At 69.6% G+C, this 24329-nt stretch carries 24 protein-coding genes; 10 read left to right on the forward strand and 14 right to left on the reverse strand.

Annotated elements, in window-relative coordinates; translation table 11 throughout:
* Positions 1–488: 488 nt before the first annotated feature.
* The 6 genes from M1R94_RS08545 to M1R94_RS08570 form a co-directional block, all read right to left on the reverse strand.
* Complete coding sequence (locus tag M1R94_RS08545; protein ID WP_249381268.1) at positions 489–1430, reverse strand: glycoside hydrolase family protein; 942 nt, start codon at positions 1428–1430, stop codon at positions 489–491.
* A gap of 5 nt (positions 1431–1435) precedes the next feature.
* A complete protein-coding gene (locus M1R94_RS08550; RefSeq protein WP_249381269.1) occupies positions 1436–2356 on the reverse strand; it encodes a carbohydrate ABC transporter permease in 921 nt (306 codons plus the stop codon).
* Position 2357: 1 nt separating this feature from the next.
* Entirely contained in the window at positions 2358–3197 is an 840-nt protein-coding gene (locus M1R94_RS08555) for a carbohydrate ABC transporter permease (protein ID WP_249381533.1), read from the reverse strand.
* 243 nt (positions 3198–3440) lie between these two features.
* Complete coding sequence (locus M1R94_RS08560) at positions 3441–4745, reverse strand: sugar ABC transporter substrate-binding protein (RefSeq protein WP_249381270.1); 1305 nt, start codon at positions 4743–4745, stop codon at positions 3441–3443.
* Between the two features lie 79 nt (positions 4746–4824).
* Entirely contained in the window at positions 4825–5868 is a 1044-nt protein-coding gene (locus M1R94_RS08565; protein ID WP_283253142.1) for a LacI family DNA-binding transcriptional regulator, read from the reverse strand.
* Between the two features lie 128 nt (positions 5869–5996).
* Positions 5997–7241 (reverse strand): LacI family DNA-binding transcriptional regulator, encoded by a 1245-nt coding sequence (locus tag M1R94_RS08570; protein ID WP_249381272.1) that lies wholly within the window; start codon positions 7239–7241, stop codon positions 5997–5999.
* A 53-nt stretch (positions 7242–7294) separates the two neighbouring features.
* On the opposite strand from M1R94_RS08570, the gene M1R94_RS08575 reads away from it, so the two are divergent.
* The 4 genes from M1R94_RS08575 (at position 7295) to M1R94_RS08590 (ending at position 12238) form a co-directional block, all read left to right on the forward strand.
* On the forward strand, positions 7295–8584 hold the full coding sequence (locus M1R94_RS08575; RefSeq protein ID WP_249381273.1) for an ABC transporter substrate-binding protein: 1290 nt from the start codon (positions 7295–7297) through the stop codon (positions 8582–8584).
* 90 nt (positions 8585–8674) lie between these two features.
* On the forward strand, positions 8675–9610 hold the full coding sequence (locus tag M1R94_RS08580; protein ID WP_249381274.1) for a carbohydrate ABC transporter permease: 936 nt from the start codon (positions 8675–8677) through the stop codon (positions 9608–9610).
* The gene (locus M1R94_RS08585; RefSeq protein WP_249381275.1) at positions 9607–10437 is read left to right on the forward strand and encodes a carbohydrate ABC transporter permease; all 831 of its coding nucleotides are present in this window, start codon (positions 9607–9609) and stop codon (positions 10435–10437) included. Before M1R94_RS08580 ends, M1R94_RS08585 begins: the two co-directional genes overlap by 4 nt.
* Entirely contained in the window at positions 10421–12238 is a 1818-nt protein-coding gene (locus M1R94_RS08590) for an alpha-amylase family protein (protein ID WP_249381276.1), read from the forward strand. The genes M1R94_RS08585 and M1R94_RS08590 overlap by 17 nt, the downstream gene beginning before the upstream one ends.
* Positions 12239–12647: 409 nt before the next feature.
* Here the strand turns inward: M1R94_RS08590 and M1R94_RS08595 are convergent, their stop codons facing one another.
* From M1R94_RS08595 to M1R94_RS08605, 3 genes are all read right to left on the reverse strand, one after another.
* A complete protein-coding gene (locus M1R94_RS08595) occupies positions 12648–13859 on the reverse strand; it encodes an NAD(P)/FAD-dependent oxidoreductase (protein ID WP_249381277.1) in 1212 nt (403 codons plus the stop codon).
* Entirely contained in the window at positions 13856–14047 is a 192-nt protein-coding gene (locus tag M1R94_RS08600; RefSeq protein WP_249381278.1) for a ferredoxin, read from the reverse strand. Before M1R94_RS08600 ends, M1R94_RS08595 begins: the two co-directional genes overlap by 4 nt.
* A 361-nt stretch (positions 14048–14408) precedes the next feature.
* Positions 14409–15083 (reverse strand): TetR/AcrR family transcriptional regulator, encoded by a 675-nt coding sequence (locus tag M1R94_RS08605; protein ID WP_249381279.1) that lies wholly within the window; start codon positions 15081–15083, stop codon positions 14409–14411.
* A gap of 186 nt (positions 15084–15269) precedes the next feature.
* On the opposite strand from M1R94_RS08605, the gene M1R94_RS08610 reads away from it, so the two are divergent.
* From M1R94_RS08610 to M1R94_RS08625, 4 genes are all read left to right on the forward strand, one after another.
* Positions 15270–16238 (forward strand): NAD(P)-dependent alcohol dehydrogenase, encoded by a 969-nt coding sequence (locus M1R94_RS08610; RefSeq protein ID WP_249381280.1) that lies wholly within the window; start codon positions 15270–15272, stop codon positions 16236–16238.
* 102 nt (positions 16239–16340) lie between these two features.
* Positions 16341–17714, forward strand: a complete 1374-nt coding sequence (locus M1R94_RS20685) for a DUF418 domain-containing protein (protein WP_249381281.1) — start codon at positions 16341–16343, stop codon at positions 17712–17714.
* 95 nt (positions 17715–17809) lie between these two features.
* Complete coding sequence (locus M1R94_RS08620; protein WP_249381282.1) at positions 17810–18076, forward strand: type II toxin-antitoxin system Phd/YefM family antitoxin; 267 nt, start codon at positions 17810–17812, stop codon at positions 18074–18076.
* Positions 18073–18354, forward strand: coding sequence for a type II toxin-antitoxin system RelE family toxin (locus tag M1R94_RS08625; protein ID WP_249381283.1), 282 nt, complete (start codon positions 18073–18075; stop codon positions 18352–18354). The genes M1R94_RS08620 and M1R94_RS08625 overlap by 4 nt, the downstream gene beginning before the upstream one ends.
* Positions 18355–18473: 119 nt before the next feature.
* On the opposite strand, the gene M1R94_RS08630 is transcribed toward M1R94_RS08625, so the two are convergent.
* The 4 genes from M1R94_RS08630 to M1R94_RS08645 form a co-directional block, all read right to left on the reverse strand.
* On the reverse strand, positions 18474–19214 hold the full coding sequence (locus tag M1R94_RS08630; protein ID WP_249381284.1) for a hypothetical protein: 741 nt from the start codon (positions 19212–19214) through the stop codon (positions 18474–18476).
* Positions 19215–19283: 69 nt separating this feature from the next.
* Complete coding sequence (locus M1R94_RS08635; RefSeq protein WP_249381285.1) at positions 19284–19511, reverse strand: tautomerase family protein; 228 nt, start codon at positions 19509–19511, stop codon at positions 19284–19286.
* A 94-nt stretch (positions 19512–19605) separates the two neighbouring features.
* Complete coding sequence (locus tag M1R94_RS08640) at positions 19606–19929, reverse strand: AzlD domain-containing protein (RefSeq protein WP_249381286.1); 324 nt, start codon at positions 19927–19929, stop codon at positions 19606–19608.
* Complete coding sequence (locus tag M1R94_RS08645; RefSeq protein WP_249381287.1) at positions 19922–20665, reverse strand: AzlC family ABC transporter permease; 744 nt, start codon at positions 20663–20665, stop codon at positions 19922–19924. The genes M1R94_RS08640 and M1R94_RS08645 overlap by 8 nt, the downstream gene beginning before the upstream one ends.
* A 99-nt stretch (positions 20666–20764) precedes the next feature.
* Between M1R94_RS08645 and M1R94_RS08650 the strand changes: the two genes are divergently transcribed.
* The gene (locus tag M1R94_RS08650) at positions 20765–22603 is read left to right on the forward strand and encodes an AfsR/SARP family transcriptional regulator (protein WP_249381288.1); all 1839 of its coding nucleotides are present in this window, start codon (positions 20765–20767) and stop codon (positions 22601–22603) included.
* A 158-nt stretch (positions 22604–22761) separates the two neighbouring features.
* Positions 22762–23226, forward strand: coding sequence for a YbaK/EbsC family protein (locus M1R94_RS08655; RefSeq protein WP_374109449.1), 465 nt, complete (start codon positions 22762–22764; stop codon positions 23224–23226).
* A 52-nt stretch (positions 23227–23278) separates the two neighbouring features.
* Here the strand turns inward: M1R94_RS08655 and M1R94_RS08660 are convergent, their stop codons facing one another.
* Complete coding sequence (locus M1R94_RS08660) at positions 23279–24313, reverse strand: LacI family DNA-binding transcriptional regulator (protein WP_249381289.1); 1035 nt, start codon at positions 24311–24313, stop codon at positions 23279–23281.
* Positions 24314–24329: the final 16 nt, after the last annotated feature.

Below are 24329 nucleotides of genomic sequence, written 5' to 3' on the forward strand. Positions count from 1 at the left end.
TCCGGGTACTTCCTCGGTGCTGCCATGACTCTCATCCTCCGTGGATTGAGAGCCTCTACGGAACCCGGGGCGGTTCACTCAAGGACCTCGGCAAGCGTCGTGTCGGCGAAGCTCGGCAGTACGAGGGCAGCGGCGCCGACGCGTTCGGCGGGGCCGAGTCCGATGCTCATGCCCTCCTCGTCTGCGATCCGTTGCCAGGCGAGGTAGTGGTAATCGGCGCTCCCGGTGGGCTGGGTGGGTGGTCAACGAGGCGTTGGCGCTGAACATGAGTCCGCCGAACCCGAACAGGACCGCCTGCCACGCGCCATGTTACGAGGCCGCGTGGATGCCGTCGTCCCCTTTCCTGCTGACGTCGGCCGGTCGCCGAGCGCTGCTCGTTGACGTGAACAGGGCATCGTCGGCGAGCCCCGCCCGGGTGGTGATGATCGACTCCATGGCTGGGCCAAGGCCCGGCCATGCAGTCGCCGAGGTGGGCTCCAGGATCGGTGTCAGAAGACCAGAGGCACGAGGCGACCTGCGTCGAGCGTCACCAGGATCGGGTCGGCGATCTCACCGATGAAGCGGCTCCCTTCGAAGTTCCGGAACCCCAGGAGGTTCCACTGCCCGGCGCGATCCTGCACAAGTCTGGCGGCGTAGAGGCTCTCGTGGGGGAAAAGCTCTGCCTTGTCGATGTCGAAGGGGCCGGTGATGCTGGCTCCAGTAGTCGACCAGACTCCGCCAGCGTGTCCTGCTCTACGGAGGTCGGCTGGGATCTCCGAGACGTCGCAGGAGAAGATCAGGACGTACGTTCCGTTGATCCGGACAACCTGAGGGACTTCCAGGTGACCGAAGGACTCTGGCTCGGTCAGCGGAGGTTGGACCTCCCAGGTTCTCAGGTCCCTCGAGCGGGCGTGCCCGATCACACCCCTGCGATCAGGGCGGCCAAGGGTCGCTCGGGCTGTGAGGAACATGTGCCATCCGTCGCCGTCGGGATCCGCGGTGACGAAGGGGTCACGCCAGGCTTCGTCGGGCCACGCGGCCTGCTCCAACCGTTCGTACCAGCGTGCATCGGCTTCGATCACCGGCTCGTCGAGGCGGTGCCAGGTGACCAGGTCCGGCGACGAGGCGACGCCGATGCGCTGGACGAGGCCGAGGTCCCGGTGCGAGACCCCGGTGTAGAACATCAGCCACGTCCCGTCGGGCGCCCGCACCACGGATCCGGTCCATGTGGACATGTCGTCCCAGCGTTGCGCGGGTGCCGGGCACAGCGCGTCGGGCAGCACGCGCCACTCCGTCAGGTCGCGGCTGACCGCGTGGCCGACCGAGACGCTGAAGTGGCGCAGACGCTGGTCCTCGGGGGTGCGGGGTGCCTGAAGGTAGAACAGGTGAAAGAGGTCCCCGTCGTCGACCGACCACGAGTCCCACACCCATGCATCGTCGAATCTCAGCACGCCGCTCAGCCCTTGACGCCGGCGGAGGCGATGCTGCTGACGAACGCACGCTGGAACACCAGGAAGAACAGTAGGACCGGGATGGTGATGAAGGACGTGTAGGCCATGACCTCGCCCCACGCCGTCTCCAGCTGGAAGAAGTACTGCACACCCACCTGGACCGGCCGCAGTGCCTCCTGCTGAACGACCATGATCGGCCAGAGGAAGGAGTTCCAGACCGGCAAGAAGGTGAGGATCGCGACGGTGGCGAAGGCCGGCCCTGATAGCGGGACGATGATCTTCCGATAGATCGTGAACCAGCTCGCCCCGTCGACGCGAGCGGCCTCGTCCAGCTCCTTGGGGATCGACTTGAAGTACTGGGCGAAGAGGAAGATCGAGAACGCGTTGGCAATGAACGGGATGATCTGCACGCGGTAGGTATTCAGCCAGCCCGTCGTGAGGGTCGGGATGAAGTCCTGGAACTCGATCCAGGGGAGTTTTGCCACCCACCACACCATCGGGACCGCGATCGTCTCGAAGGGAACGATGAGCGTTGCCAAGATGATCGAGAGCGCGATCCCGCGGCCGCGCCACTGGAGGCGGGACAGCGCGAATCCCGCCATGGAGTTCACGATCAGGCCGAATCCGACGACCATGGCCACGACGAAGATGGTGTTCGCCATGAACCTCCACGCCGGTACCCGGTCGAAGACCGCGGAGTAGTTGTCTGTTGAGAGTTCTCCCACCGGGAGGAAGGCTCTGAAAGACCTGACGTCCGCAAGGATCTGCGCATCGGGCTTCAGGCTGGACATGAACATGAACAGCAGTGGGAAGATGAAGACGATCGCCACCCCGACCAGCGGGATGTAGCGGGGCCAGACGCGCGAGCGTCGCGACGGTCGGTGGGTGGGGTCCGAGATCTGCCGGGACGTAGGTGAGGTGGTCATGTCAGTCCTCCTTGGTCAGGCGTCGCTGAATCAGCGAGACGACCAGCACGAGTAGGAAGAAGATCAGCGAGATGGCTGCCGCGTAGCCCGTCTGCTGCTTGCTGAAGCCGGTGTTGACCGCGTGAAGCACGATCGTGACGGTGGCGTTCAGTGGCCCGCCATTGGTCATCACCAGGGGCTGGATGAACAGCGAGAATGCCGCGATGGTGATGGTCACCAGGACGAAGACGAACGTTGGTCGCAGCCCGGGCCACGTGACGAAGGCGAATTTTTGCCACGGTGAGCAACCATCGAGGTCGGCCGCCTCGTAGAGGGACTCGGGGATGGTCTGCAGGCCAGACAGCCAGATCACCATGTGGAAACCAACCCCTGCCCAGGCCGACATCGCGATGATTGCGGGGAGCGCGGTACTGGTGTTGTTGAGCCAGTCGGTCCCGCTGAGAGCGCCGAACGTCACCGTGCTGATGAGTGAGTTGAGGAGGCCGTCTGCCTGGTAGATGAACTTCCAGAGCATGGATAGGACGACCATCGACGTCACGACGGGCACGAAGTAGATCGTTCGGAACGCGTTGATCCCTCGAATCTTCTGGTTGATCAGCAGCGCGAGCCCTAGTCCCAGACCTCCCTGCAACGGGACGATCACGACGGCGAAGATCAGGGTGTTGCGCAGCGATGCCAGGAACGTCGGGTCTGCCGTGAAGGCGCGGACGAAGTTGTCGACGCCTTGGAACGAGGGCGGGTTCGGCGAGATGAGCCGGACGTTGGTGACCGACAGGATCAGGGTGAGGATCACGGGAGTGATGAGGAACAGGGCGAACAGGATGGCGGCCGGGGCCACCATCACCCACCCGGTCCGTTCTTCGGTGCTTGCCGGTCTGTGAGGACGGATGGCCGTCAGCACTGACCTGGCTCCTGCGCGAGCAGCGACCTTCCTCGATGAAGGTGTGCCGGATGTGGACATGAGTCTCTCCTGGATCGGCGTGCTCGGGGCCGGCACGAGAGGCCGGCCCCGAGCACCGTGAGCGTGCGAGGTCCGACTGCGCGTGGTGCACGCGTTCGGCAGTCGGGCCCGTGGGAGGAGGAGCTAGTTGCCGTAACCGTCGTTCGCGGCGATGTCGGCATCGATCTCAGCGACTGCCTGGTCGAGTGTGGCCTTCACATCCGCACCGTTCTTGATGTCCTCGGCCGCCTTGGTGAACACGGACGAGATCACGGAGTACGCCGGTGTCGGCGGCCGGATCAGGGCGAAGCGCTCCGAGTACTCCTTGAACGGTTCCAGCGCGCCTCCGGGCTGGTAGTACTCGGTCATTGCGGCCGCAGCCTCGGTGGTCGGGATGAGGCCCAGTGCCGTGGTGAAGTCGGCGACGTACTCGTCCTTGAGCGAGAAGTTGATGTACGCGTTCGCGCCCTCCGGATGCTCGCAGGTGGCCGAGATGCCGAACATCCAGGACTGCCCGCCGATGACCGGGCCCTCACCGAAGTCGGGCATCGGCAGGAAGAGCATGTCGTCCCCGAACTCCTCCAGCGCCTGGACTCCGCCCCAGTTGCCGTTGAGCTGCAGCGCGACCCTGCCCTCGAGGAACTCAGGGTTCCCGTCCTGCTCGGTGGTGCTGGCGTAGCCCTTCTCGAAGAGCCCCTGCCACCAGTTGCCCCACTCCAGGGCCTCTGGCCCGTTGAGCGCACCCTTGGCCGTGAGGTAGGTGTCGCGGTCGATCAGGTCGCCGCCGAAGCTCTGCAGCTGTGGGGAGAAGGCGTACGGATACCATTCGCTGACGTCGTTGACCCCCAGGTCGAGGGCGTAGTCGAACTCACCGCCTTCGGTGATCGTCTGCAGGATGGCCTCGAACTCCTCGCCGCTCCAGGGATCGTCGGAGGTCGGGATGCGGATGTCGTACGTGTCAAGGACCGACTGTCGGGCGTACATGCCGATGGCCGCGTCCCAGTAGCCGATCGCGTAGAGATCGTCCTGGTAGTAGCCCATCGCCGAGGGCAGCCAGGTGTCGAGGATCGCCTGGTCCACCTCGATGGGCTGGACGTACCCACCCCACGCCCAGTTCGGCACGATCGGGCCGTCCATGTCGAGCAGGCAGGGGAGGTCGCCGGCCACGGCGGCGGCGACCACCGAGTCGTTGTAGCTCGCCTGCGGGAAGGACTCCAGAACGACCTCGTAGTCCTCCTGAGAGGCGTTGAAGTCCGCGATCTGCTGCTCCACGACGGTCCGTTCGGCGTCATTGCCTGCCCCGTGGTACCACAGCTTCAAGGTGGACAGTCCGCCGTTACCGCCGGCCCCGCCGTCATCGGTGCTGCCGTCGCTGCTCCCGCAGCCCGCCAGCGTAAGGGTTACTGCTCCGAGCCCGGCTACGATGCCGAGCCAGGGGTTGCGTCGCATCGCTACTCCTGTCCCACCCCGGTGCAACGGGGTGTGTAGTTGGCCGCGTTGTGCGGCCGATTCTGGGGTTGGTCCACCGTCACGGTTCGTTTCGTGGCGGTGGACCGACCGACCCCCGAACGACCAGCGGGCACGGCTCGAGATGCTTGCGCGGCTCGGTGTGCCCGTCGATGCTGGGGTCGGAGCTGTTGATCATCGCGATCAGGCGATTCGCGGCCCACTGGCCCATCGCGAGATGCGGCAGAGCCATGGTGGTCAGGCCGGGGTCGGTGTCAGACGCGACGAGTTCCTGGTCGTCGTAACCGACGATGCTGATGTCGTCCGGAACCGACAGACCGGCGCGGCGCGCGGCTCGGAAGACGCCTACCGCCATGCGGTCGTTGAACACGAAGATCGCGGTGGGGCGATGGCGTCGGGACAGCAGGGCGGCCGCAGCCCGCTCACCACCAGCGCTCAACGCGGCCTCCGCGATGACGAGGGTGGGATCGAAGGTGATGCCAGCCTCGGCGAGGGCACGACGGTATCCGGCCAGGCGGAGCTGGTTGGCGGGCACGTCGTGGGCATTAGCCAGGTAGGCGATCCTCGTGTGTCCGTGACGGAGCAGCTCCCTGGTCGCCTCGTACCCCCCACGCTCGTCGTCGGGCACGACGTGCGGCACTGACCCGTCGACCACATCAGCGTCCAGAACGACGGTCGAGCTGGTGGACAGGCCCGCAGGCAGCTCCAAGAGCTGGTGGTACATGGTCGCGTAGAGGAGCCCGTCCACCTGTCGAGCCTTGAGCTCCCGGATCGCCTCGGCCTCCATGCGCACGTCGCCGTCAGTGCTGACGAGCAGCAACAGGTAGCCGGCCTCCCAGGCTGCTTGTTGTGCGCCGAGGATCATCCGCCCGGCGTAGGGAGTCGTCACCACTTGATCGCTGAGCATCCCGATCGTGTGAGTGCGCTGGGTGCGCAGCCCGCGCGCCAGATGGTTCGGCGCGTACCCCAACTCGACGGCGGCAGCCTCGACGCGCTTGCGGGTACTTGCTGCCACTCGAGCGCCCTCGACGTCGTTGAGCACGACGGAGACAGTGAAAGTCGAGACACCCGCGAGAGCGGCGACATCCTTGATTCGAACCCTCATGGTGGTTGCCTAACCGATTAGGCCTAATGGATTAGGCAGAAGGTAGCGCGCATGGATCGCGCCGTCAAGAGGCGGTCACCCGCGCCGGTGCACCGCTTCATGGGTGGGCACGCCCGAGCGTCTTGAGCTCAGAAGGGTGGAGCCGTGCTCTGCCGGAGGACAAGGCGGGTCGGGACGACCGGGCGCGTCTCGGCTGACGTCCGCCCGTCGATCTGGTCGAGGAGCAGGCGGATGCTCTGCTGGCCCACTTCGAAGAACTCCTGGCGCACGGTGGTGAGGGGCGGTTGCATGTAGGCGGCCTCGGGAAGGTCGTCGAACCCGACGACGCTGACGTCCTCCGGGACGCGGCGTCCGCCCTCGTGCAGCGCGCGGAGCAGTCCGAGAGCCATGTCGTCGTTGGCGACGAAGACGGCGGTGGCCTCGGCGAGCCCGCTCAGGATGCGGCCGGCTTCGTACCCCGAAGTGTGCCCCCAGTCGCCGACGAGAAGCGGCGGCGGTTCGATCTCGGCTTCGGCAAGGGCCGAGCGCCAGCCCTCTTCGCGCCCGCGAGAGTCGAACCATCCCTGCGGGCCGGCAATATGCCACACGTTGCGGTGGCCGAGCCCGAGCAGGTGCTTGGTCGCCGCGCGCGAACCGCCGACCTGATCGATCACGACGGCCGAGACGCGTGACCCTGGGGCTCCTTCGACAGCGACGACGGGCAGCGACGGTGGCAGCGGGAGGGCGTCGACGTCGATCGAGATGAGCGGGGCGATGAGGATGACGCCGTCGACCCGCTGGTCGACCAGGGCGTGGACTGCCTTGCGCATCGCCGCAAGTTGGGGAGCGCGGGTACCGGCAAAGGTGACGGTGTACCCAGCAGAGGCCGCTGCCGACTCGATTCCCTCGAGCGTGGACGGGGTTTCGTACGCGCTCGTCCCGAGGCTGAGGACTCCAAGCACCTGAGTGCGGCCGGAGGCGAGGGCGCGGGCGGCACCGTTCGGGCGAAACCCAAGCTGCTCGATGGCAGCCAGCACGCGGAGACGGGTCTCGTCACGCACCTTTGGGCTGTCGTTGATCACGCGCGAGACCGTCTGGTAGGTGACCCCGCTGAGCCGCGCAACATCGCGCAGCGAGGGCGGACGGCCCGGGGAGGACGTTCGACCTGCAGGCGCGTCGATGTGACCGTGCGCATCTGTGGCTGCCCGTGTGGTGTCGCCGGTGGGTGCTTGGTTCGCCGGCGCCCCGGTTCCCTCTGGTGCGCTGCGCTTCACGCGGTTCTCCCTCGTTCGTAGTGGTTCCGAGAGTACGCGCTCGGCGCCATCACCGGAACTGGACGGGTGGGGGGATTGACGTCCCGGTTGTGGAGGCCCTACGTTCATGTGAACGGTCACACACTCGTCATCGGAGACGAAGCGGTCGGGCCGACGTCAAGGAGGACACACAGATGCGCACACGGACCACGGCACTGGCGGCGATCACCGCGCTCGCCCTGGCAGGTTGTTCCAGCGGTACCGGTGACTCGGCTACGTCGGCCCCCGACGATGCGGCCACGACGGAGGTGGAGGCGCTGTCCGGGGCGCTGGAGTTCATGACCGGGACATCGATCGACTCCGAGCTCTACCTCGCCTACGAGGACATCACCGAGGCGTTCGAGAGCGCGAACCCTGACGTCTCGATCGAACTGGTGCCCTCGAGCACTGATCACGAGGGCGAGGTCAAGACGCGACTTGCCTCGGGAAACACTCCCGACCTGTGGATGACCCACGGCTGGTCCTTGCTGCGCTACTCCGAGTTCCTCATGCCGCTCACTGATGAGCTCTGGGCCAAGGACGTCAACCCCGCGCTCGACCCGGCGATGCGCGACGGGGACGGCGCGATCTACGCCCTGCCGCTCGACGTGGACGTCGCCGGACTGCTGTACAACGCCGACGTCCTGGCGTCCGTGGGTGTCACGCCGGAGGACATCCGGACCTGGGAAGACTTCACTGCTGCCTGCGACGAGATCACGGCAGCCGGCAAGACCGCGATCTACACCGCCGGCAAGGATCGTTGGCCCACCGGTCTCTTCGTCGACTGGATCGCGCCGGGCGCCTACGACGAGGCCGCCTTGGGCACGCAGGCCGACGGGACGCTCGTCCCAGAGAGCTACCAGGTCGCGCTCGACAAGGTCGCCCAGTTCCGTGATTCCGGCTACTTCAACCCGGACTACACCTCGGCGACCAGCGACGACATCTCCCTTGCCCTCGCTCAGGGCGACACCGGCTTCAGCTTCCTGATGAACTTCGTCGCGGTCACCGCCTACACGTACAACCCCGATGCCAACGTCGGCTTCATGCCGATCCCTTCGGCAAGCGGCGGCGACCCGTACCTGGTCGTCGGTGAGAAGAACGCCATCGGTATCTCAAGCACCACCGAGAGCCCCGACGCAGCCAGGGCGTACCTCGCCTTCCTCGCGCAGCCTGACAACGGGTCGGTCCTGGCGAAGGCCTCCGGCAGCGCGCCCGGTCTCACCACGGCGACGTCCGACCTCGGTGCCCTGCAGGCGAGCCATGACGCGTGGGTCGGGAAGGTCCCGTCCGTGCCGTACTTCGACCGCGTGTACATGCCGAACGGCGCTTGGGACACGATCGTCTCGACGACCGAGGGAGTGCTGACGAACCAGATGTCGGTGTCCGATGCGATGGCCAAGGTGGCCACCGACTTCGACTCCCTCACTGCGCAGGCCCAGTCCTGACCGTTCCACGCCGCCCGACGACCTGATGCTGCACGCAACGGCGTGATCCCCACGTCGCTGCGTGCAGCACAGGCCAAGGAAGGACGCCGAGTGTCCACGCTCATCGCGCCCGCGCGCCTCGCCGCGCCGGTCCCCGCCAGTCCCCGCCGCACGCCACGTCGATGGCGCGGCATGTCGATCAACCTCTTCTACGTGCCGGCGCTGCTGGTCTTCGTCGCACTGACCGTGTACCCCCTGATCAGCGGCTTCCAGATGTCCTTCACCAACTGGGACGGGTACAGCGCCGCGCGCTCGTTCGTTGGGCTGGAGAACTACGCCCGGCTTCTCCAGGACACGACCTTCCGCCAGGTTCTGGCCAACACCGTGGTCTATGGCGTCGGCAGCACCCTGATCCAACAGGTGCTGGGGCTCGCCCTCGCCCTCGCGCTCGACCGGCCGATGCGGGGCCGGGGGGTGCTCCGCGCGATCGTGTACCTGCCGGTGCTCGTCTCGCCGGTGATCATGGGAACGATGTACTACCTGCTCCTGCAGTACAACAACGGGGCACTCAACGACCTGGTCGGCCTCGTCGGTGCCGGCCCCTTCGCGTGGCTGAGCTCGGCGAACGGCTCGGTGGCAATCATCGTCCTGGTCAACTCCCTGCAGTTCGTCGGCTTGTCGATGATCATCTACCTGGCCGGACTGCAGTCGATCCCCGAGATGTACTACGAGGCCGCGAGCCTGGACGGGGCGCGAGGCCGCCAGCTCTTCGCACACATCACCTTGCCGCTGCTGCGCCCGGCGATAGCCACCAGCGTGATCCTCAACCTCATCGGCGGGCTCAAGCTCTTCGACATCATCAAGGTGCTGACCAACGGCGGGCCCGGCTACTCGACCAACTCTGTCTCGACCTTCATCGGAGTCACCTACTTCGACGCCCAGAGCGCAGGGTACGCCTCGGCGATGGGGATCGTCCTCTTCGTCATGATCATGGCGACGACGCTTGCGCTGAACGGGCTCCTCAACCGGCGGAGGCTCGACTCATGACTCTCTCTCGTCGCGCATGGGGCGGCGTCGTCGGCGTCTTCCTCGTCGGCATGGCCGCCGTCCAGCTAGCACCATTCTACGTCGCCCTGACTGTGTCGACCAAGCCGAGGACCGATCTCTCCTCCCGCTGGTTGCCGCCGATGGACGGCATCTACTGGGACAACTTCGCCCGGGCGATCGAGCGTGGCCAGATGCTCACGGCCGTGAAGAACAGCGTGATTGTCACGTTGCTGGCCACCATCCTGGTGGTGGTCCTCGGCGCGTTGGCGGCCTATCCGCTGGCGCGTCGCCGGACCCGCCTGAACAAGCTGGTGTTCCTGGCCTTCCTCGGGTCACTGATGATCCCGCCGCTGAGCGTCCTGGTGCCGATCTACACCTTGATGAACAGGATCGACGGGGTCAACACCTACTGGGGAATCGTCGCGATCATGGTCAGCGGCCAGTTGCCCTTGGCGATCTTCCTCTACGCCTCGTTCATCCAGACCATCCCGATCTCGCTCGAGGAAGCGGCCCTCGTCGACGGCGCCAACCGCTTCCAGATCTTCTTCCGGATCGTCCTGCCACTGCTCAAGCCGGTGACCGCGACAGTCGTCATCCTGGCGGGAGTCTTCATCTGGAACGACTACCAGATGTCGCTCTACATGCTGACGACCTCGGACATGCGCACGATCGCCCCGGCCATCGGGGCGTTCTTCTCGCAGCAGAGCAGCAACCTCGGCGCCGCAGCTGCGGCGTCCTTGATCGGGCTTGCACCGATTCTCGTCGCCTACCTGTTCCTCCAGCGGTACTTCATGAAAGGAATGATCGCCGGTGCTGAGAAGGGCTGAAGCCGTGGTCCACCGGACCGCGCACTACGAGGTCGTCCTCGATCTGGGCCACGCGCGGCTCGAGGTCCGGACCTCCTCCGGGCTCCTCGTCCTGGACGTACCGCTCGACTCCGCCGTCGACGCGTGGGGCCACCCCGAGGCGGGCGGACAAGCCATGGGCGAGCTCGTCGAGACGTCGCGCGACGGGTCGACGGTCCTGATCCTCGAGGTCGGCTCTGACGTCTGGCGTCGCAAGGAGATCGAGGTGGAGCTCGGCGCGGACCACGTCGTGTACCGGGTGCGGGTCGCCGGTGACGGTCAGCGGGTCCTGGATGCCGGGTACTTCGTCGACCGCGCCAGGCCTCCGGGTGTCACGGGGATGACGTCCGTCTACGCCCCACGGTTCGACTGGTTCGACGCCGAGCCCCGGGTCGCACCCGACCGGGAGGAGAGCCTCGGTGTCCAGCAGTGGCTGAGCCCGCCGCCGCTGACCTACGTGCTCAGCGGCGACGAAGGGGAAGGTGTGGAGTCGGTCTGGTGCGCGGTGGTCCCCGAGCCTGGCGCCTACGACTTCCAGAGTTTCGACTACACCGGCGGGCGTGGTCCGTCGTTCCGCCTCACCTACGAGGCCCACACGGTGGTCGACGGCGTCCTGGACCTGCCCGCGTTAGTCCTTGGCTTCGGTGCGGGGCCGGGAAACGACGCAGTCGGCGCTTCGGTGACCTGGGCCCGCGACCGCAGGTTCCTGCCTGCGATCTCTCGGTCCGAGGTGCCCGCATGGTGGAGCGAGCCGATCTTCTGCGGCTGGGGTCAGATGCGCTACGACTACCGCCGCGACCACCAAGGGCACGAGAACGGGAACTTCATCAACGTCACTTCGTACTGCACCGAGCTGCGCTACCGCAACTACCTGACGGCGCTCGAGGAGGCTGGCGTCAACCCCGGGACGATCGTCGTCGACATGGGGTGGGCGCGCGAGGCGGCCAGGGCCGCCCCCGACCCGGACCGCTGGGCTGACCTGCGGGGCTTCGTCAACGAGCAGCACGCACGCGGTCGCAAGGTGCTCCTGTGGTTTACGCCCTTCGTGGCTGAGGGGCTACCCGTCGAGGCGTGCATGACGCTCGGCGACGAGATCGTCGCTCCCGACCCGACCTCGCCCGTCTACGCGCAGATCCTGGCCGCAGAGCTCCACACGATGCTCTCGAGCGAGCCAGGGTGTCTCAACGCGGACGGCTTGAAGATCGACTTCACGCAGTGCGTGCCGTCTGAAGACGGCCGTTTCGTCAATCGGATGCAGCACTTTGGCGGTCTGATCAACGAGAGCGACGTGACGCTGATGTATCCCCGGCTCTCGACGGGCCGGACCTCCCTCGTGACGACGCACGGATCTGCGTGGGGTATCGAGATCGTCCGCCGTGCGATGGAGCTGGTGCACCGGGGCGCCAAGAGCGCAAAGCCGGACGCCATGGTGATGGCGCACACCGCCAACCCGTACTTCGCCGACGTCGTCGACGTCCTCAGGCTCAACGACCTGGACGGCGACTGCCAGGACGTCCTGGGTGTCATGAGCAATCGCGCAGCGCTCGCCGCGATCTGTTCGCCGCAGTGGCTCATCGACACGGACGACGACCTCATGGTCGACCGAGATCGGTGGCTCGCTTACGCCGAGCTCCAGCCACACCTCGGCATCCCGGACACCTACTACGCGACAGGGATCGCGCAGTCGATGGAAGCGATAAGGCCAGAGGACTACGCGGACCTTCGCCGGATCTGGGCGGGGTACCGAGAGAGCCGCGCGGCGAGTCGTCGACAGCCGCAGTGAGAGCGACCACTTGGGCACCTGGACGGAGCCTCGCCTGGCACCGGCCCTGAGGTTGATACAACGAGGAGCCGACGCGGCGTCGGGAGTCTCGGCCGGGTCGCTCGTAGCAGCGCGGCGCCACGGTGACGGCGTGGCTTCGGGTCCGTATCGGGTCCGTGATCATGGTTGACGCGAGCACCGCTTTCGAATCGAGAGCACGGTCAGCGCCGACGGCCGTGGGCTCACACCTCGCGCGCGTTCGCTCCGGCATGTGCTCGGCCATGGCCGATGAGCGCGCAGCCGTGGGGGCAGCAACGACGGCTGGGAGCAGAGCCGGGTGTTGGGCCCCAGGGGACAGCCGTCGAGTGGACTCCATCCAGGTGCACGTCGTCCCCGCGCTGCTCGCCTACCGGGAACGCCGAAGCGACGGTCAGGAGCTGCGGACGGTGGTCGACCGGGCGAGCTCGACGGCCTCCTGCCAGCCCGCGTGCTGACCGATCATGAGCCGCAGGCGCAGGACGGCTCGGCGCTGGTTGACGCCCAGGGCGCCGGTCACCCGGTCGCCGGTGCGGTAGAGGGCTAGCAGGTCGCCGGTCTCGGCCGAGCCGGCGACGGTGACGACCTCGTCGCTCTCCGGTACCCCGACGAACTGGATGCGGTCGGTCACCCAGTCCGACCAGAAGTACGGGACGACGTCACAGGTCACCGGCTCACCCGTTCCGACGGCGTTGCGGCCGGCGACCGCGCCCTGCTCCGCCGCCGAGGTCCAGTGCTCCAGGCGCATCGACCGGTCGAACGTCGGGTTGTGCCACCGGGCGACGTCCCCGGCCGCGTACACGCCGGGGGCGCCGGCGTTGAGCGTCGCGTCGCACACGACGCCATCCTCGATCGTCAGGCCTGAGCCGCGGAGCCACTCTGTCACGGGGGCAGCGCCGACCCCGACGAGCACGACGTCCGCCGGCAGCACCTGGCCGTCGGCCAGCCGTACCGCCTCGACGGTGTCCTCGCCCATCACCGCCTCGACGACAGCACCGCACCGCACGTCGATGCCGTGCCGGCCGCGCAGACCACCGAGCGCCTCGCCCATCGCGGGACCGACCGCCCGCACGAGGGGCACGTCGGCAGCCTCGAGCACGGTCACGTGCGCGCCGACGTGCAGCGCGGAGCAGGCGAACTCGGAGCCGATGAAGCCTGCGCCGATGACGACGACGCGACTCCCCGGGCGTACCGCCGAACGCAGGGCGAGCGCGTCAGCATGGCTGCGCAGCGTGTGCACGCCAGCTGGCCCGTGCATCCCCGGCAGCAGTCGCGCGGTCGAACCGGTGGCGATCACCAGCCCGGCGTACGGGAGCTCCTCCGCACCGACCGTCACGGTCCTCGTGGCCGGGTCCACCGCGGTGGCGGTCTCGCCGAGCCGGAGATCGACATCCAGCTCGCCGCGCAGGCTCTCCGCGGTGCGCAGGTACTTGAGGGCGGCACTCTCGGTCAGGAACGCCTTGGACAGCGGAGGACGGTCGTACGGCGCGTCGGTCTCGGTGCCCAGAAGGGTCACGGGCCCGGTGAAGCCGCTGCGTCGAGCGCCCTCGACAGCGCGCACCCCGGCCAGGCCGGCCCCGACGACCACCAGCCCGGCCGTGCTCATCCGATCAGGCGCAGGGCTTGCTCCGGGCACTGGTTGACGGCGTTCTCGACGTCCACCCGGTCCGCTTCGTCGAGCGTCTGGGCGACGACCTGCGCCTTGCCCTCGTCATCGACCTCGAAGATGTGCGGAGCGAGAGCCTCGCACACCCCGTGCCCGGCACAGGCGGCGGTGTCGATCCGCACCTCCATGGGAACCTCCTTCATGGCGAGCCGTGCGGCACGCTCGTCGAGCCGACGCCCCGGCATGCGTGACGACGGGCGCCGCACACACGGCGACGACTCTGCACGATAACCGAAAGGTCTCTCCGGGAGAGGCGGCGTTCAGAGTCCCTGCGACGCGCTGCAACGGGCGTGGCCACCACGCCATCCATGGCGATCGTGAGCTGGCCTCTCAAGGCCATCCGGAGACCGGCGAGCCGACGGACACCGCGGTGCGGATACGCGAGGCCGTCAGTCTGCCTCGGACGCCATGAACATCAGGGCCGCCGGTGGTGTGGCGGTCAGGATCGGAGCTGCGGTGCAGAGGGCGGGCGACGGTCCGTGGGCGTTGCTATGCGGGGGATCTCAGGGGCTCGAGGGCGGCGAGGACGAGGTCGAGGCCGAAGATGAACTCCTCTGCCGGGTCGTAGCCGGCAGCGACGAGCGCCGCGGCGGACTCGTTGAGGTAGGGGAACTCGTCAGGAGGAAGCTGGGGCAGGAAGACGTCCTCGATCATGTCCGCGAGCTCATCGGCGGTGTCGAACGGCAGGCTGGCTTCCTGCAGGGCGTGTCCGTAGACGTAGCTGTCGAGCAACCAGTTGGCGTGGGTCGCCATCACGACCGAGAAGCCAGCCCTCCGCAGGCAGGCGGTGACCGCTTCGCTGTGGCGCAGGTTCGCCGGCCCCGGCGATGTCCGCGACTCCATCAGGCCGATCGCCCACGGGTGGCGTGCGAGAACGTGTCGGGCGGAGACCGCCCGCCGTCGCATCGCCGATTGCCAGTCGGTCCCTTCGGGCGGGAGCTCGATCTCCTCGAACACCACGTCGATCATGGCGTCCAGCAGCTCCTCCTTGCTCGCCACGTAGTGGTAGAGCGACATCGCTCCCGCGCCGAGCGCGCCAGCCAGACGGCGCATGCTCAGCCCGTCGACCCCCTCGCTGTCGGCGAGCCGGACCGCCTCGACCACCACTCGCTGCTTGCTCAGCCCAGCGTCTGACCCGACCTGGCCTTGTCTCCTCACGGACACAGGTCTCCTCTCTCCCTCGACGGCTTGACAATCGTACAGTGTACGCCCATAGTACGGCGTACGCGTACAGCGTACGAGCCAGCGCTGGTCCACCTCGGACGTCAGGAGACTGCTGTGGGAGCCGAACACCGATCGAATGCCGGAGGCCGCCTGGTGCCGGGGGCGAGTCCGGCAGAGGCGGCGACGATGCGGGCCGCCGTCCAGCACCGCTACGGCCCGCCCTCAGTGCTCGAGTCGCGCGAGGTCGGGCGACCGCAGCCCGGTCGAGGCGATGTGCTCGTCCAGGTGGGCGCGGCCTCCGTCCATCCCGGCGACTACTTCGTCATGACCGGCGAGCCGTACATGGTGCGCCTGGTGTTCGGGCTCCGCCGGCCGCGCCACGGCATCCCTGGCATGGACCTCGCTGGCGTGGTGGCCGCGGTCGGGAGGGATGTCACCGCTTTCCGCCCCGGCGACAAGGTGTTCGGCTGGAGCAGCGCGGGAGCGCTCGCGGAGTACGCCTGCGTCTCGGCGCGCAAGCTTGCGTCCCTGCCTGCCAACCTGTCGGTCGTGGACGCGGCAGCGGTCCCCACGTCGGCCATGACGGCGTTGCAGGCACTGCGCGACATCGCGAACGTCCGACGGGCCCAGACGGTGCTGGTCACGGGCGCGTCGGGCGGCGTGGGCTCCTTCGCCGTTCAGATCGCCAAGGCGTTCGGCGCCGAGGTGACGGGGGTGTGCAGCACCCGCAACGTCGACCTGGTCCGGTCGCTCGGTGCCGACCACGTCGTCGACTACACGAGGACCGACTTCACCCGCACCGGCACGCGTTACGACGTCATCCTCGACAACGTGGAAGCCCAGCCCCTGTCGGATGTGCGCCGAGCGCTGGCGCCCACCGGCACCCTCATCCCCAACAGCGGACGTGGTGGCCGCTGGCTCGGCCCCCTCGGTCGCATCGCCAGAGCGCGTGTGCTGTCCGGGTTCACCCGTCAGCAGCTCAAGCCCTTCACGTCGTTCGGGAAGCGCGAGGACCTGCTCACCCTGGCCGACCTGCTCGCGACCGGGCAGATCAGACCGGTCATCGACCGCACCTACCCCCTCGACGAAGCAGCCGACGCCCTGCGCTACGTCGGGGCCGGCCACACCCGCGGGAAGGTCGTCGTCACCGTCTGACGACCGGACCGACGAGAACGACCCCACCCGGGCGTCGGCACGCCAGACCTGCCCCGAACCTGCTGGCTACCCGCCAACCCACCGAAGCGAAGGAGTGACGACGTGAGAACCCAGACCGCAGAGCTCACCGCGCCAGAGCCGACCATCACCCCGTCCCCCGGCGCGCCGGCCGGACCGGTTGTGGCGGGTGTCTCACCGGGCCACGCGGCCCCGATCGCCGGATCAGAACGCTCCCTCGCCCCCGACATCGCCCGGGGCGCGATGCTCCTCTTCATCGCGCTCGCCAACGTGCCGCTGTACCTGTGGAACCGGCCGCTGGACACGTACGGCCACATCGCCGACGGCACCGTCATCGACCGCGCCCTGCACGTCGCAGAGCAGCTGCTCGTTGCCGACCGCTCCCGGCCGATGTTCGCCATCTTGTACGGCTTCGGGATCGCGGTCATGGCCGACAACCTGGCACGCCGGGGCGTGGCCCCAGCGGGCGTGCGCCGCGTACTCGCTCGCCGCAGCCTCGCCCTCATCGGCCTCGGCGTCCTGCACGCGCTGCTGCTGTTCTTCGGCGACATCCTGAGTGCTTACGGCGCCACCGGACTCGTCGCGCTCGCCCTGGTCCACCGATCGGACCGGGCGCTGCGCCGGTGGCTCTGGGTCACCGGCATCTACGTGCTCCTGGTGCAGACCCCGGTGCTCGCCCTGCTCGTCTCCGGGGTCATCCCGTTCCCCGCCCCACCCCCCGGTGAGCCGCTCTACGGCGACACCTACCTGGAACACATGGTCATGGGCGCCACAGGCGCTACGGTCCAGATCGGCATGGCACTCCTGTTCCTGACGTTCGTCCCACTCGTCGTCGCCGGCATGCTCGTGCATCGCCTGGGCTGGTTGTCCCGACCTGCCGAGCACCTCCCCCGCCTGCGCCGCACGGTGGCGATCGCGATGACGGTCAACGTCCTCAGCGCGACGCCCGTCGCGCTCCTCGCGCTGGGCGCGTGGCACCCTGACGCCCGCGGCTGGGCGGGGGCCGTCTACCTCACGGTCGCCGGCGGCATGGTCGGCGGGCTTGCCTACGTGTGCGGCTTCGCGCTGCTGGCGCACCGGTGGGCTGCGCGGGGTCGACGAGGCTTCCCAGGAGCCCTCGCGGCGCTCGGGGAGCGGTCGTTGAGCGGGTACCTCGCGCAGTCGTTCCTCATGGCGCCGCTGCTCGCCGCCTGGGGCCTCGGCCTCGGTGAGGGCTTGGGCTACGCCGGGGCCTTCGCGGTGGCGACGGCGGCCTGGGCCGTGACCCTGCTCGGGTCGGTCGCCCTGGATCGGGCCGGGCGGCGGGGGCCGTTCGACGCACTCCTCCGACGCGTCACGTATGGCCCGGGACACCGTGCCCCGTCCGGCGGCGGCACCCGGGAGGGTCCATCTCCGCTCCGGCATCCGTTGCCGCTCCGCCCGCACCCACCAGCCCGAGCGTGCCGTGACGCTCGCTAGCCGTGTCTCGCGGCTTCGCCGAACAGCGGATGCCACGCGAGGCTTGCAGTGCGGGCGCGCGGGCGCGCGGGCGCGCGGGCGCCACAATTGTGGTCATGTGTGTCGAGCCGCTACGCAAGGTCCGCGACCACTTCAGCGACGTCGTCGACCGGGTCGAGCGGGAGCACGAGCGGGTGACCGTGACCTGCAACGGACGTGCCGCGGCGGTCATCGTGAGTCCGGAGGATCTCGCCGAGCTCGAGGAGACCCTCGCGGTCCTCAGCGACCCGGAAGCTCTGGCAGACATCCGGGAGGCTGATCGCGCGTACTCCTCGGGCGATGTCGTGCGCGGCGTCGACGCCGTTCGTGCCTTGCGCCCGTGACCGAGTCGGAACCCTACGAACTGGTCCTGACGCCGCCGGCGGTCCGCGCGATCCGCCCCCGGCTGCCCGAGCGTGTGGCAGTCGCGGTGATCGAGTTCCGGACCGGTGCCCTGGTCAGCAATCCCCGTCGCGTCGGCACACCACTGCGCGGCGATCTGGCGGGCATCCACTCAGCGCGGCGCGGGACCTACCGAGTCCTCTACCGGATCAACGACGACTCGCGAGAGGTCGTCGTCCTGCGGATCGAGCATCGCGCCGACGTCTATCGTCCGCACTGACCCGATCAGCCGCCGCACGGGCGCGCCGTCACCGTCCGGCCCGGCTGTCCGCGCGGGTGCCGAGGCACCATCGGGAGCCTTGCCGGGTCCGTGTCGGTTCCGGTCTCCCTGTCACTGGCTCAGGTAGCCCACACCGTCAGCGGCCCGAGCGGGCGCAGCCCGGCGTGGAGAGCGGCCGCGAGGTCCGCACCCATCTCGTAGCCCACCACCGGCTTGGCGGGGTGGTGCAGCGCCGTCCACCTGAGGATGGCGTGCCAGGCCGTCTCCAGGGCGCCGCCCGTGTCGAAGACGTTCGAGACGCCGACCGCCGAGTCATCGCCCGTCAGGACGCAGCCGGCGGTGAACCCGCGTCCGCGCCTGGCTCCCAGGAGTGTGACGCCGACGGCTGCGAGGAGCTCGGGGCGGAAGCGCGGCTCTGGATCCGGCTGACCCGCCCACGCCGCTTGCCAGGCGCCGAGGTCCCCGGGGCCGATCGGTTGCCACGGCGTCGTGCCGGGCGGGGGTGGTGATGGTGTGCCGCTGCCCCCGATCCAGGTCGCGGAGAACAGCTGCTGGAATCCGTGCGGGGAGAGGTCCAGGTCGGCGTAGCTGTCCTTGACCGAGCAGCCGGGGGCCGAGGTGTCGATGCGGGAGAGGAGCTCGGTGGCGCTGACTCCTGGGCGCAGCGTGACGGCATCGGGGTATCCGGGCGGGGTCCGGGTGGCGCTTGTCCACGCGTCCTCGTCGGTGGTTCCCGGCGCACCCCAGGTGGCGCTGACGAGGTGGCACCACCGTGCGTTGTCCAGGACCGCAAGGTCGAGGAGGCGGGTGCGTCGGTGGCGCACGCCGTCCTTCGTCTCGCGGGGGGGAACGGCGACCATGTGCTGTCCTCACTGCTCGGGGTGAACCCGGGGGGGACCGGAGCGCTGCGCCGGTCCCCCCCGGGGCGTTCATCGGGTGGTGGTGGCTCCGGCCATCTCGTGGATGGCGCCGGTGGTGAGCGACTGGCCGCCGATCGCCCAGTCCCCGCTCTTGACCTCCTCGACCACGACCCAGGTGACACCGCGCATGGCCTCTCCCTCGATCGAGACCATGGCCTCGGTGACCCGGTTCAGGATCTCCTGCTTCTGCTCGTCGGTGAAGACGTTCTCGATGACCTTGACGTTGACGAACGGCATGACACCGGCTCCTCTCTGTGTTGTGTGTGCCGGTTCCGGCTCTTCGACCTTCGACCACGGCCGTGTGACCAGACGTGTGCGCGCAGCAGCGACCTCACGGCCAGATCGCGACGGCGCCGAGGACCAGCCACCACGCCGCGAGACCGGCCAGCAGCGCGGCGGGGAAGCGGCGCGTGGTCGACCAGACCGCGGCGCTCGCTCCCACGGCAGCCACGGCGGCGACGGCGTCGAGGACGGCGCCCGTCGTCCCGAGGGACAGCAGCGCAGGGAAGGCGATCGCCGCGAGGACAGCGGGCGCGACGTAGGGGAGGACGGATGCGGTGCGACGGGGCAGGGCCGACGTGCCGCGGACCATGAACGCGGCGCGCAGCGCCAGGGTCCCCACACCGACCGCGACGATGACGAGGAGGTCACGCACGGGCCGCCTCCTCTCCCTGCTCGCCGGTGGCCGGGTCGCTCGCCACGGGGTGCTGCGCCGAGGCCGCGAGCCGTCCGGCGGCGATCCCGACGGCGGCCCCGAGAAGCAGGCCCGTCCCCAGGGGCAGCCCGGAGGCCACGACCGCGGCGGTTCCCCCGACCAGCGCGGCGACGCGGCTGGGTGTGCTGTCCATCGTGGGCAGGAGGAGCAGGAGGAACGTCAGCGGGGCGGCGACCTCCAGCCGCAGCCCCGGCGGCAGCGATCCTGCGAGCAGGACGCCGGTCCCGGTGAGCAGCAGCCACGCCGTCCAGCACGTCGCCGCCAGCGCGAAGTAGTAGTGCCGGCCGGCGCGGGCATCGGACCAGCCGCTGGAGCGGTACCGCGCATCCGCGACCGCGAAGACGGGGTCCGCCAGGAAGTACGCAGCGGCCCAGCGGTCGCGGCGTCGCCAGGTCCGGGTGTGGGGGATCATCGACGCGCTGTAGAGCAGGTGCCGCGAGTTGATGACCAGCGCGGTCGCGACGACGACGAGACCTCCGGCGCCGGCACCGAGCATCTGCACCGACACGAGCTGCGCCGTGCCGGCGAAGACGAGCGGCGAGGTGAGCCACGCGGTCAGGGGCTTGACGCCGGCTGCGCCGAGCGCTGCCCCCAGCGCGATGGAGAACGGGATGTAGCCGACGACGACAGAGAGCGCGTCGCGCAGTCCTTGTCGGGTGGCGGAGGACGTGACCATGGGTGCTCCAGGGGTGCAGACTCGAGGGCGGCGGACGATGCCGCCTCAGGGCCGAGCCTCGTCGTCGGGCGTGTGCGTCGACGTGTGCGCTGCACAGCCGTGACTCCCTGGGAGGTGGACGTGGTGGCCATGATCTGCCTCCTCGGTCCACCCCGCATCGAACGTGGCGGGGAGCCGGTCACGGGTCCGCGCGGCAGCAAGGCGTGGGCGCTGCTGGCCTACCTGGCGCTGGCACGGGGTCCCGTCCCGCGATCACGCATCGTCGACCTGATGTTCGACCAGGCGGACGACCCCGCGGCGGCGCTGCGGTGGACGCTGTCCCAGCTCCGCCGCGCGCTGGAGGGCGTCGCGGACGTCGGTGGCGACCCGCTCGCCCTGACGCCGGCACCGGACACCCTGATCGACGTCGAGGTGGTCGGTCACGGCCTGTGGGGGGAGGCGCTTCTCCTGCCGCAGCTCGGCGGTGCTCTCCTCGAGGGCGTGAACCCGCGTACGGGTCCGGCCTTCGACCTGTGGCTGTCCACCGAACGCCGGCGGGTCGCGGGCCAGACGGCGGCGGTGCTCCACGAGGCCGCACACGCCCGCCTGGCGCAGGGTGACGCGGCGTCCGCCGCGGACCTGGCCGCCCGGTTGGTCGCATCCGACCCGCTGGCGGAACGGAGCCACGAGCTCCTCGTCCGCGCGCTCGTGGCCCGCGGCGACCGGCGCGCCGCAGAGGCCCGGGTGGCGCAGTGCCGTTCGCTCTTCCGCAGGGAGCTCGGCACCGACCCTTCCCCGGCGGTGGCGGCTGCCCTCCGTCCGCAGCCGGCCCCGGCGGGCACCGCGAGCCTCGGGGCGATCGATGCCGCGCTGGAGGGCGGCGCCGGCGCCGCGCACGTGGGCGCGTACGACCACGCACTGCCACTGCTGAGGTCCGCGGTCCAGGGTGCCCGCCGGCACGGTGACCCGGGCCGGCTCGCTCGTGGTCTCGTCGACCTGGGCGCCGCCCTCGTCCAAGGGGTGCGTGGCAGCGACGAGGAGGCCGTCTCGGCACTGCACGAGGCCGTCCTGCTCGCCCGGTCCATCGCCGACGACGGAACCGCGGCGCACGCCGCGCTCGAGCTCGGTCATGTGGAGACCCTGCGGGCCCACCACGCGCGCGCCGGAGTCTGGTTCGAGGAGGCGCGGGGTCTGGCCGACGGCGACCCGGCCCTCCTCGCCTGGGTCGACCTGTTCGCCGGGATGGGAGCGACGGACGTGGGCGACTACCCGGCCGCACGGACCGTGCTGGAGCGGGCGGCCGGGCTCGCGCGGGCCGCGGGGGACCAGCGGGCCGGGACGTACGTCGCCACGGCCCTCGGCCGGCTCCACCTGCTGCGAGGTGAGACCGCTGCGGCGCGGTCGGCGCTGGAGTCGGCGTGCGATGTCGCGGCCGGCATCGGGTGGTTGTCCTTCCTGCCGTTCCCGCGCGCGCTGCTGGCCGAGGTGCTGCTCCTGGACGGCGACCTCGGGGCGGCGGAGGCCGCCTTCGACCGTTCCTACGCCCTCGCCTGCCAGGTCGGGGACCCGTGCTGGGAGAGCTACTCCCTGCGCGGCCGCGGGCTTCTCGCCGCCGCACGAGGCGAGGACGCCCTGGCGCTGGATCTTCTCGTCGCGGCCCCGGCCGCGTGCCGACGCCTCCCGGACGCGCACGACTGGGTCGAGGGGCACTGCATGGAGGCCCTGTGCAGCTTCGGGGTGGCGCACGGCCTGAGCACCGCACCCGGGTGGGTCCGCGACCTGGACGACTTCGCCTCCCGGCGGGGCCTGCGCGAGCTCGTCGCCCGAGCCGCCCTGCACCGCGCCGCCCTGGGCCAGCCGGGCGCTGTCGAGCTCGCCGCGGTCCTGGCGGCCGACATCGACAACCCCGTGCTGCAGGGCCTCGTCGGCCGGGCACGACCGCAGGAGATGCCCGCCTGAGCGCTCCGGCTGGCGACGGTGTGCAGCGCGGTCAGCCCCCGGCGCCGTGGCTCCCCCCTGACCGCGGTCAGCAGCACGCTCAGGTACGCCCGCAGCTCGGCCGGACCTCGTACGGCGGTGGTCACGCGCACGAACGTACCGGTCCCTATGATCGGCGGGTGTCCTCGCCCGCTGCCGACGCCGTCGTCCGAGCCCTGTGTGCGGCCGGCGTCGTGAACGAGCCGCTGCGGTTCGCGTCGTCCGTCCCGACGGCCGCAGCGGCGGCCGCGGTGCTCGGCTGCGAGGTCGCAGCCATCGCCAACAGCCTCGTCTTCCGGGTCGGTGAGGCGCCGCTGCTCGTGGTCGCGAGCGGTGCGGCCCGGGTGGACACGGGGAAGGTCTCGGAGCTCGTCGGCGGCCGGGTCCGTCGGGCGTCGCCCGAGTTCGTCCTCGAGCACACCGGACAGGAGGTCGGCGGCGTAGCGCCCGTCGGGCACCCGCACCCCCTGCGGACCCTCGTCGACACGGATCTCGAGCAGCACGACGAGCTGTGGGCCGGCGCGGGTGACCACCTCTCGATGTTCCGCACCTCCTACCCCGAGCTGCTCCGCCTCACCGGAGGAACGCCCTCCGTCGTGCGATAGGGAGGACCGCAGCCCGACGGTCGGTGCTCGCAGCCCTGGGCGGGCGGCGTGCTTAGCCGGAGGCGACCGGTGCGACGGACGAACGGACGACGACGGGGCAGTCGAGCCTGAGCTCCTCGGGCGGGGTCGGCGCCTCGCCGTCGAGGTGCACGGCCAGGGTGTCCACGGCCCAGGCGCCCATCTCGTAGTGCGGAAGCCCGATGGTTGTCAGGCCGGGGAAGAGGCTGGCGGCGATCGGGTCCTGGTTGTCGAACCCCACGACGGAGACGTCCTCGGGGATGCGGAGTCCCAGCTCGGTGGCGGCCCGGTAGACGCCCATCGCCATCCGGTCGTTGTAGCAGAAGATCGCGGTGGGTCGGTCTGGGCGGGTGAGCAGCGTGTGGCCTGCTTCGTACCCGCCCCATGCCTCGGAGGCCCCGGCGGCGACGAGGTCCTCCTCGAGGGGGAGTCCGGCTTCGCGCAGGGCGCGGTCGTAGCCGCGGCGCCGTCCGCGGGTGGCCGGCACGTTCTCGACTCCTGCGGTGAACCCGATGCGACGGTGCCCGGCACCGAGGAGCGCGCCGACTGCCTTGAGGGCGCCACCCTCCTCGTCGGGTGTCACCGATGGCAGGCGGTGTGCGTCGTCGGTCGCGCCGATCAGGACGGCCGGGACGTTCGCGAGCTCGCGCGGGGGGTGGACGACGTCGTGGAAGACGGTGGCGTAGATGATGCCGTCGACCTGGCGGTCGAGCAGCGCTCGGACGTCGTCGCGGCGGGCGTCGGCGTCGGCGAGCAGGGGAGAGTTGATGATCACCAGGGTGAGGTTGTGGCGGCTGGCGGCTTCCTGGGCGCCGAGGATGATGCGGCCGGCGTGGGGTGTGGTGGCGATCTCCTCCGTGAGCAGGCCGATCATCCCGGACGTCTTGGTCCGCAGGCCCCGTGCCAGGCGGTTCGGTCGGTAGTTCAGCTCGGCTGCGACGGCCTTGACGCGGTCGCGCGTCTCGGCGTTGACCCTGGTGTGCGGGGTCTCGTTGAGCACGTGGGAGACGGTGGTGACCGAGACGCCGGCCGCGTGGGCGACGTCCCGGATGCCGACGTGCTTGGTCACCGGTGTCTCCCCCGTG

It is taken from the genome of Actinotalea alkalitolerans (genome assembly GCF_023369855.1).
In the GTDB taxonomy this organism is placed as follows: domain Bacteria; phylum Actinomycetota; class Actinomycetes; order Actinomycetales; family Cellulomonadaceae; genus Actinotalea.

Coding starts and splice junctions, on each gene's coding strand:
- M1R94_RS08550 (WP_249381269.1), bottom strand. CDS start 2,356: ATGACCACCTCACCTACGTCCCGGCAGATCTCGGACCCCACCCACCGA.
- M1R94_RS08555 (WP_249381533.1), bottom strand. CDS start 3,197: ATGGTGGCCCCGGCCGCCATCCTGTTCGCCCTGTTCCTCATCACTCCC.
- M1R94_RS08560 (WP_249381270.1), bottom strand. CDS start 4,745: ATGCGACGCAACCCCTGGCTCGGCATCGTAGCCGGGCTCGGAGCAGTA.
- M1R94_RS08565 (WP_283253142.1), bottom strand. CDS start 5,868: ATGAGGGTTCGAATCAAGGATGTCGCCGCTCTCGCGGGTGTCTCGACT.
- M1R94_RS08575 (WP_249381273.1), top strand. CDS start 7,295: ATGCGCACACGGACCACGGCACTGGCGGCGATCACCGCGCTCGCCCTG.
- M1R94_RS08585 (WP_249381275.1), top strand. CDS start 9,607: ATGACTCTCTCTCGTCGCGCATGGGGCGGCGTCGTCGGCGTCTTCCTC.
- M1R94_RS08595 (WP_249381277.1), bottom strand. CDS start 13,859: ATGAGCACGGCCGGGCTGGTGGTCGTCGGGGCCGGCCTGGCCGGGGTG.
- M1R94_RS08600 (WP_249381278.1), bottom strand. CDS start 14,047: ATGGAGGTGCGGATCGACACCGCCGCCTGTGCCGGGCACGGGGTGTGC.
- M1R94_RS08610 (WP_249381280.1), top strand. CDS start 15,270: ATGCGGGCCGCCGTCCAGCACCGCTACGGCCCGCCCTCAGTGCTCGAG.
- M1R94_RS08620 (WP_249381282.1), top strand. CDS start 17,810: ATGTGTGTCGAGCCGCTACGCAAGGTCCGCGACCACTTCAGCGACGTC.
- M1R94_RS08630 (WP_249381284.1), bottom strand. CDS start 19,214: ATGGTCGCCGTTCCCCCCCGCGAGACGAAGGACGGCGTGCGCCACCGA.
- M1R94_RS08635 (WP_249381285.1), bottom strand. CDS start 19,511: ATGCCGTTCGTCAACGTCAAGGTCATCGAGAACGTCTTCACCGACGAG.
- M1R94_RS08645 (WP_249381287.1), bottom strand. CDS start 20,665: ATGGTCACGTCCTCCGCCACCCGACAAGGACTGCGCGACGCGCTCTCT.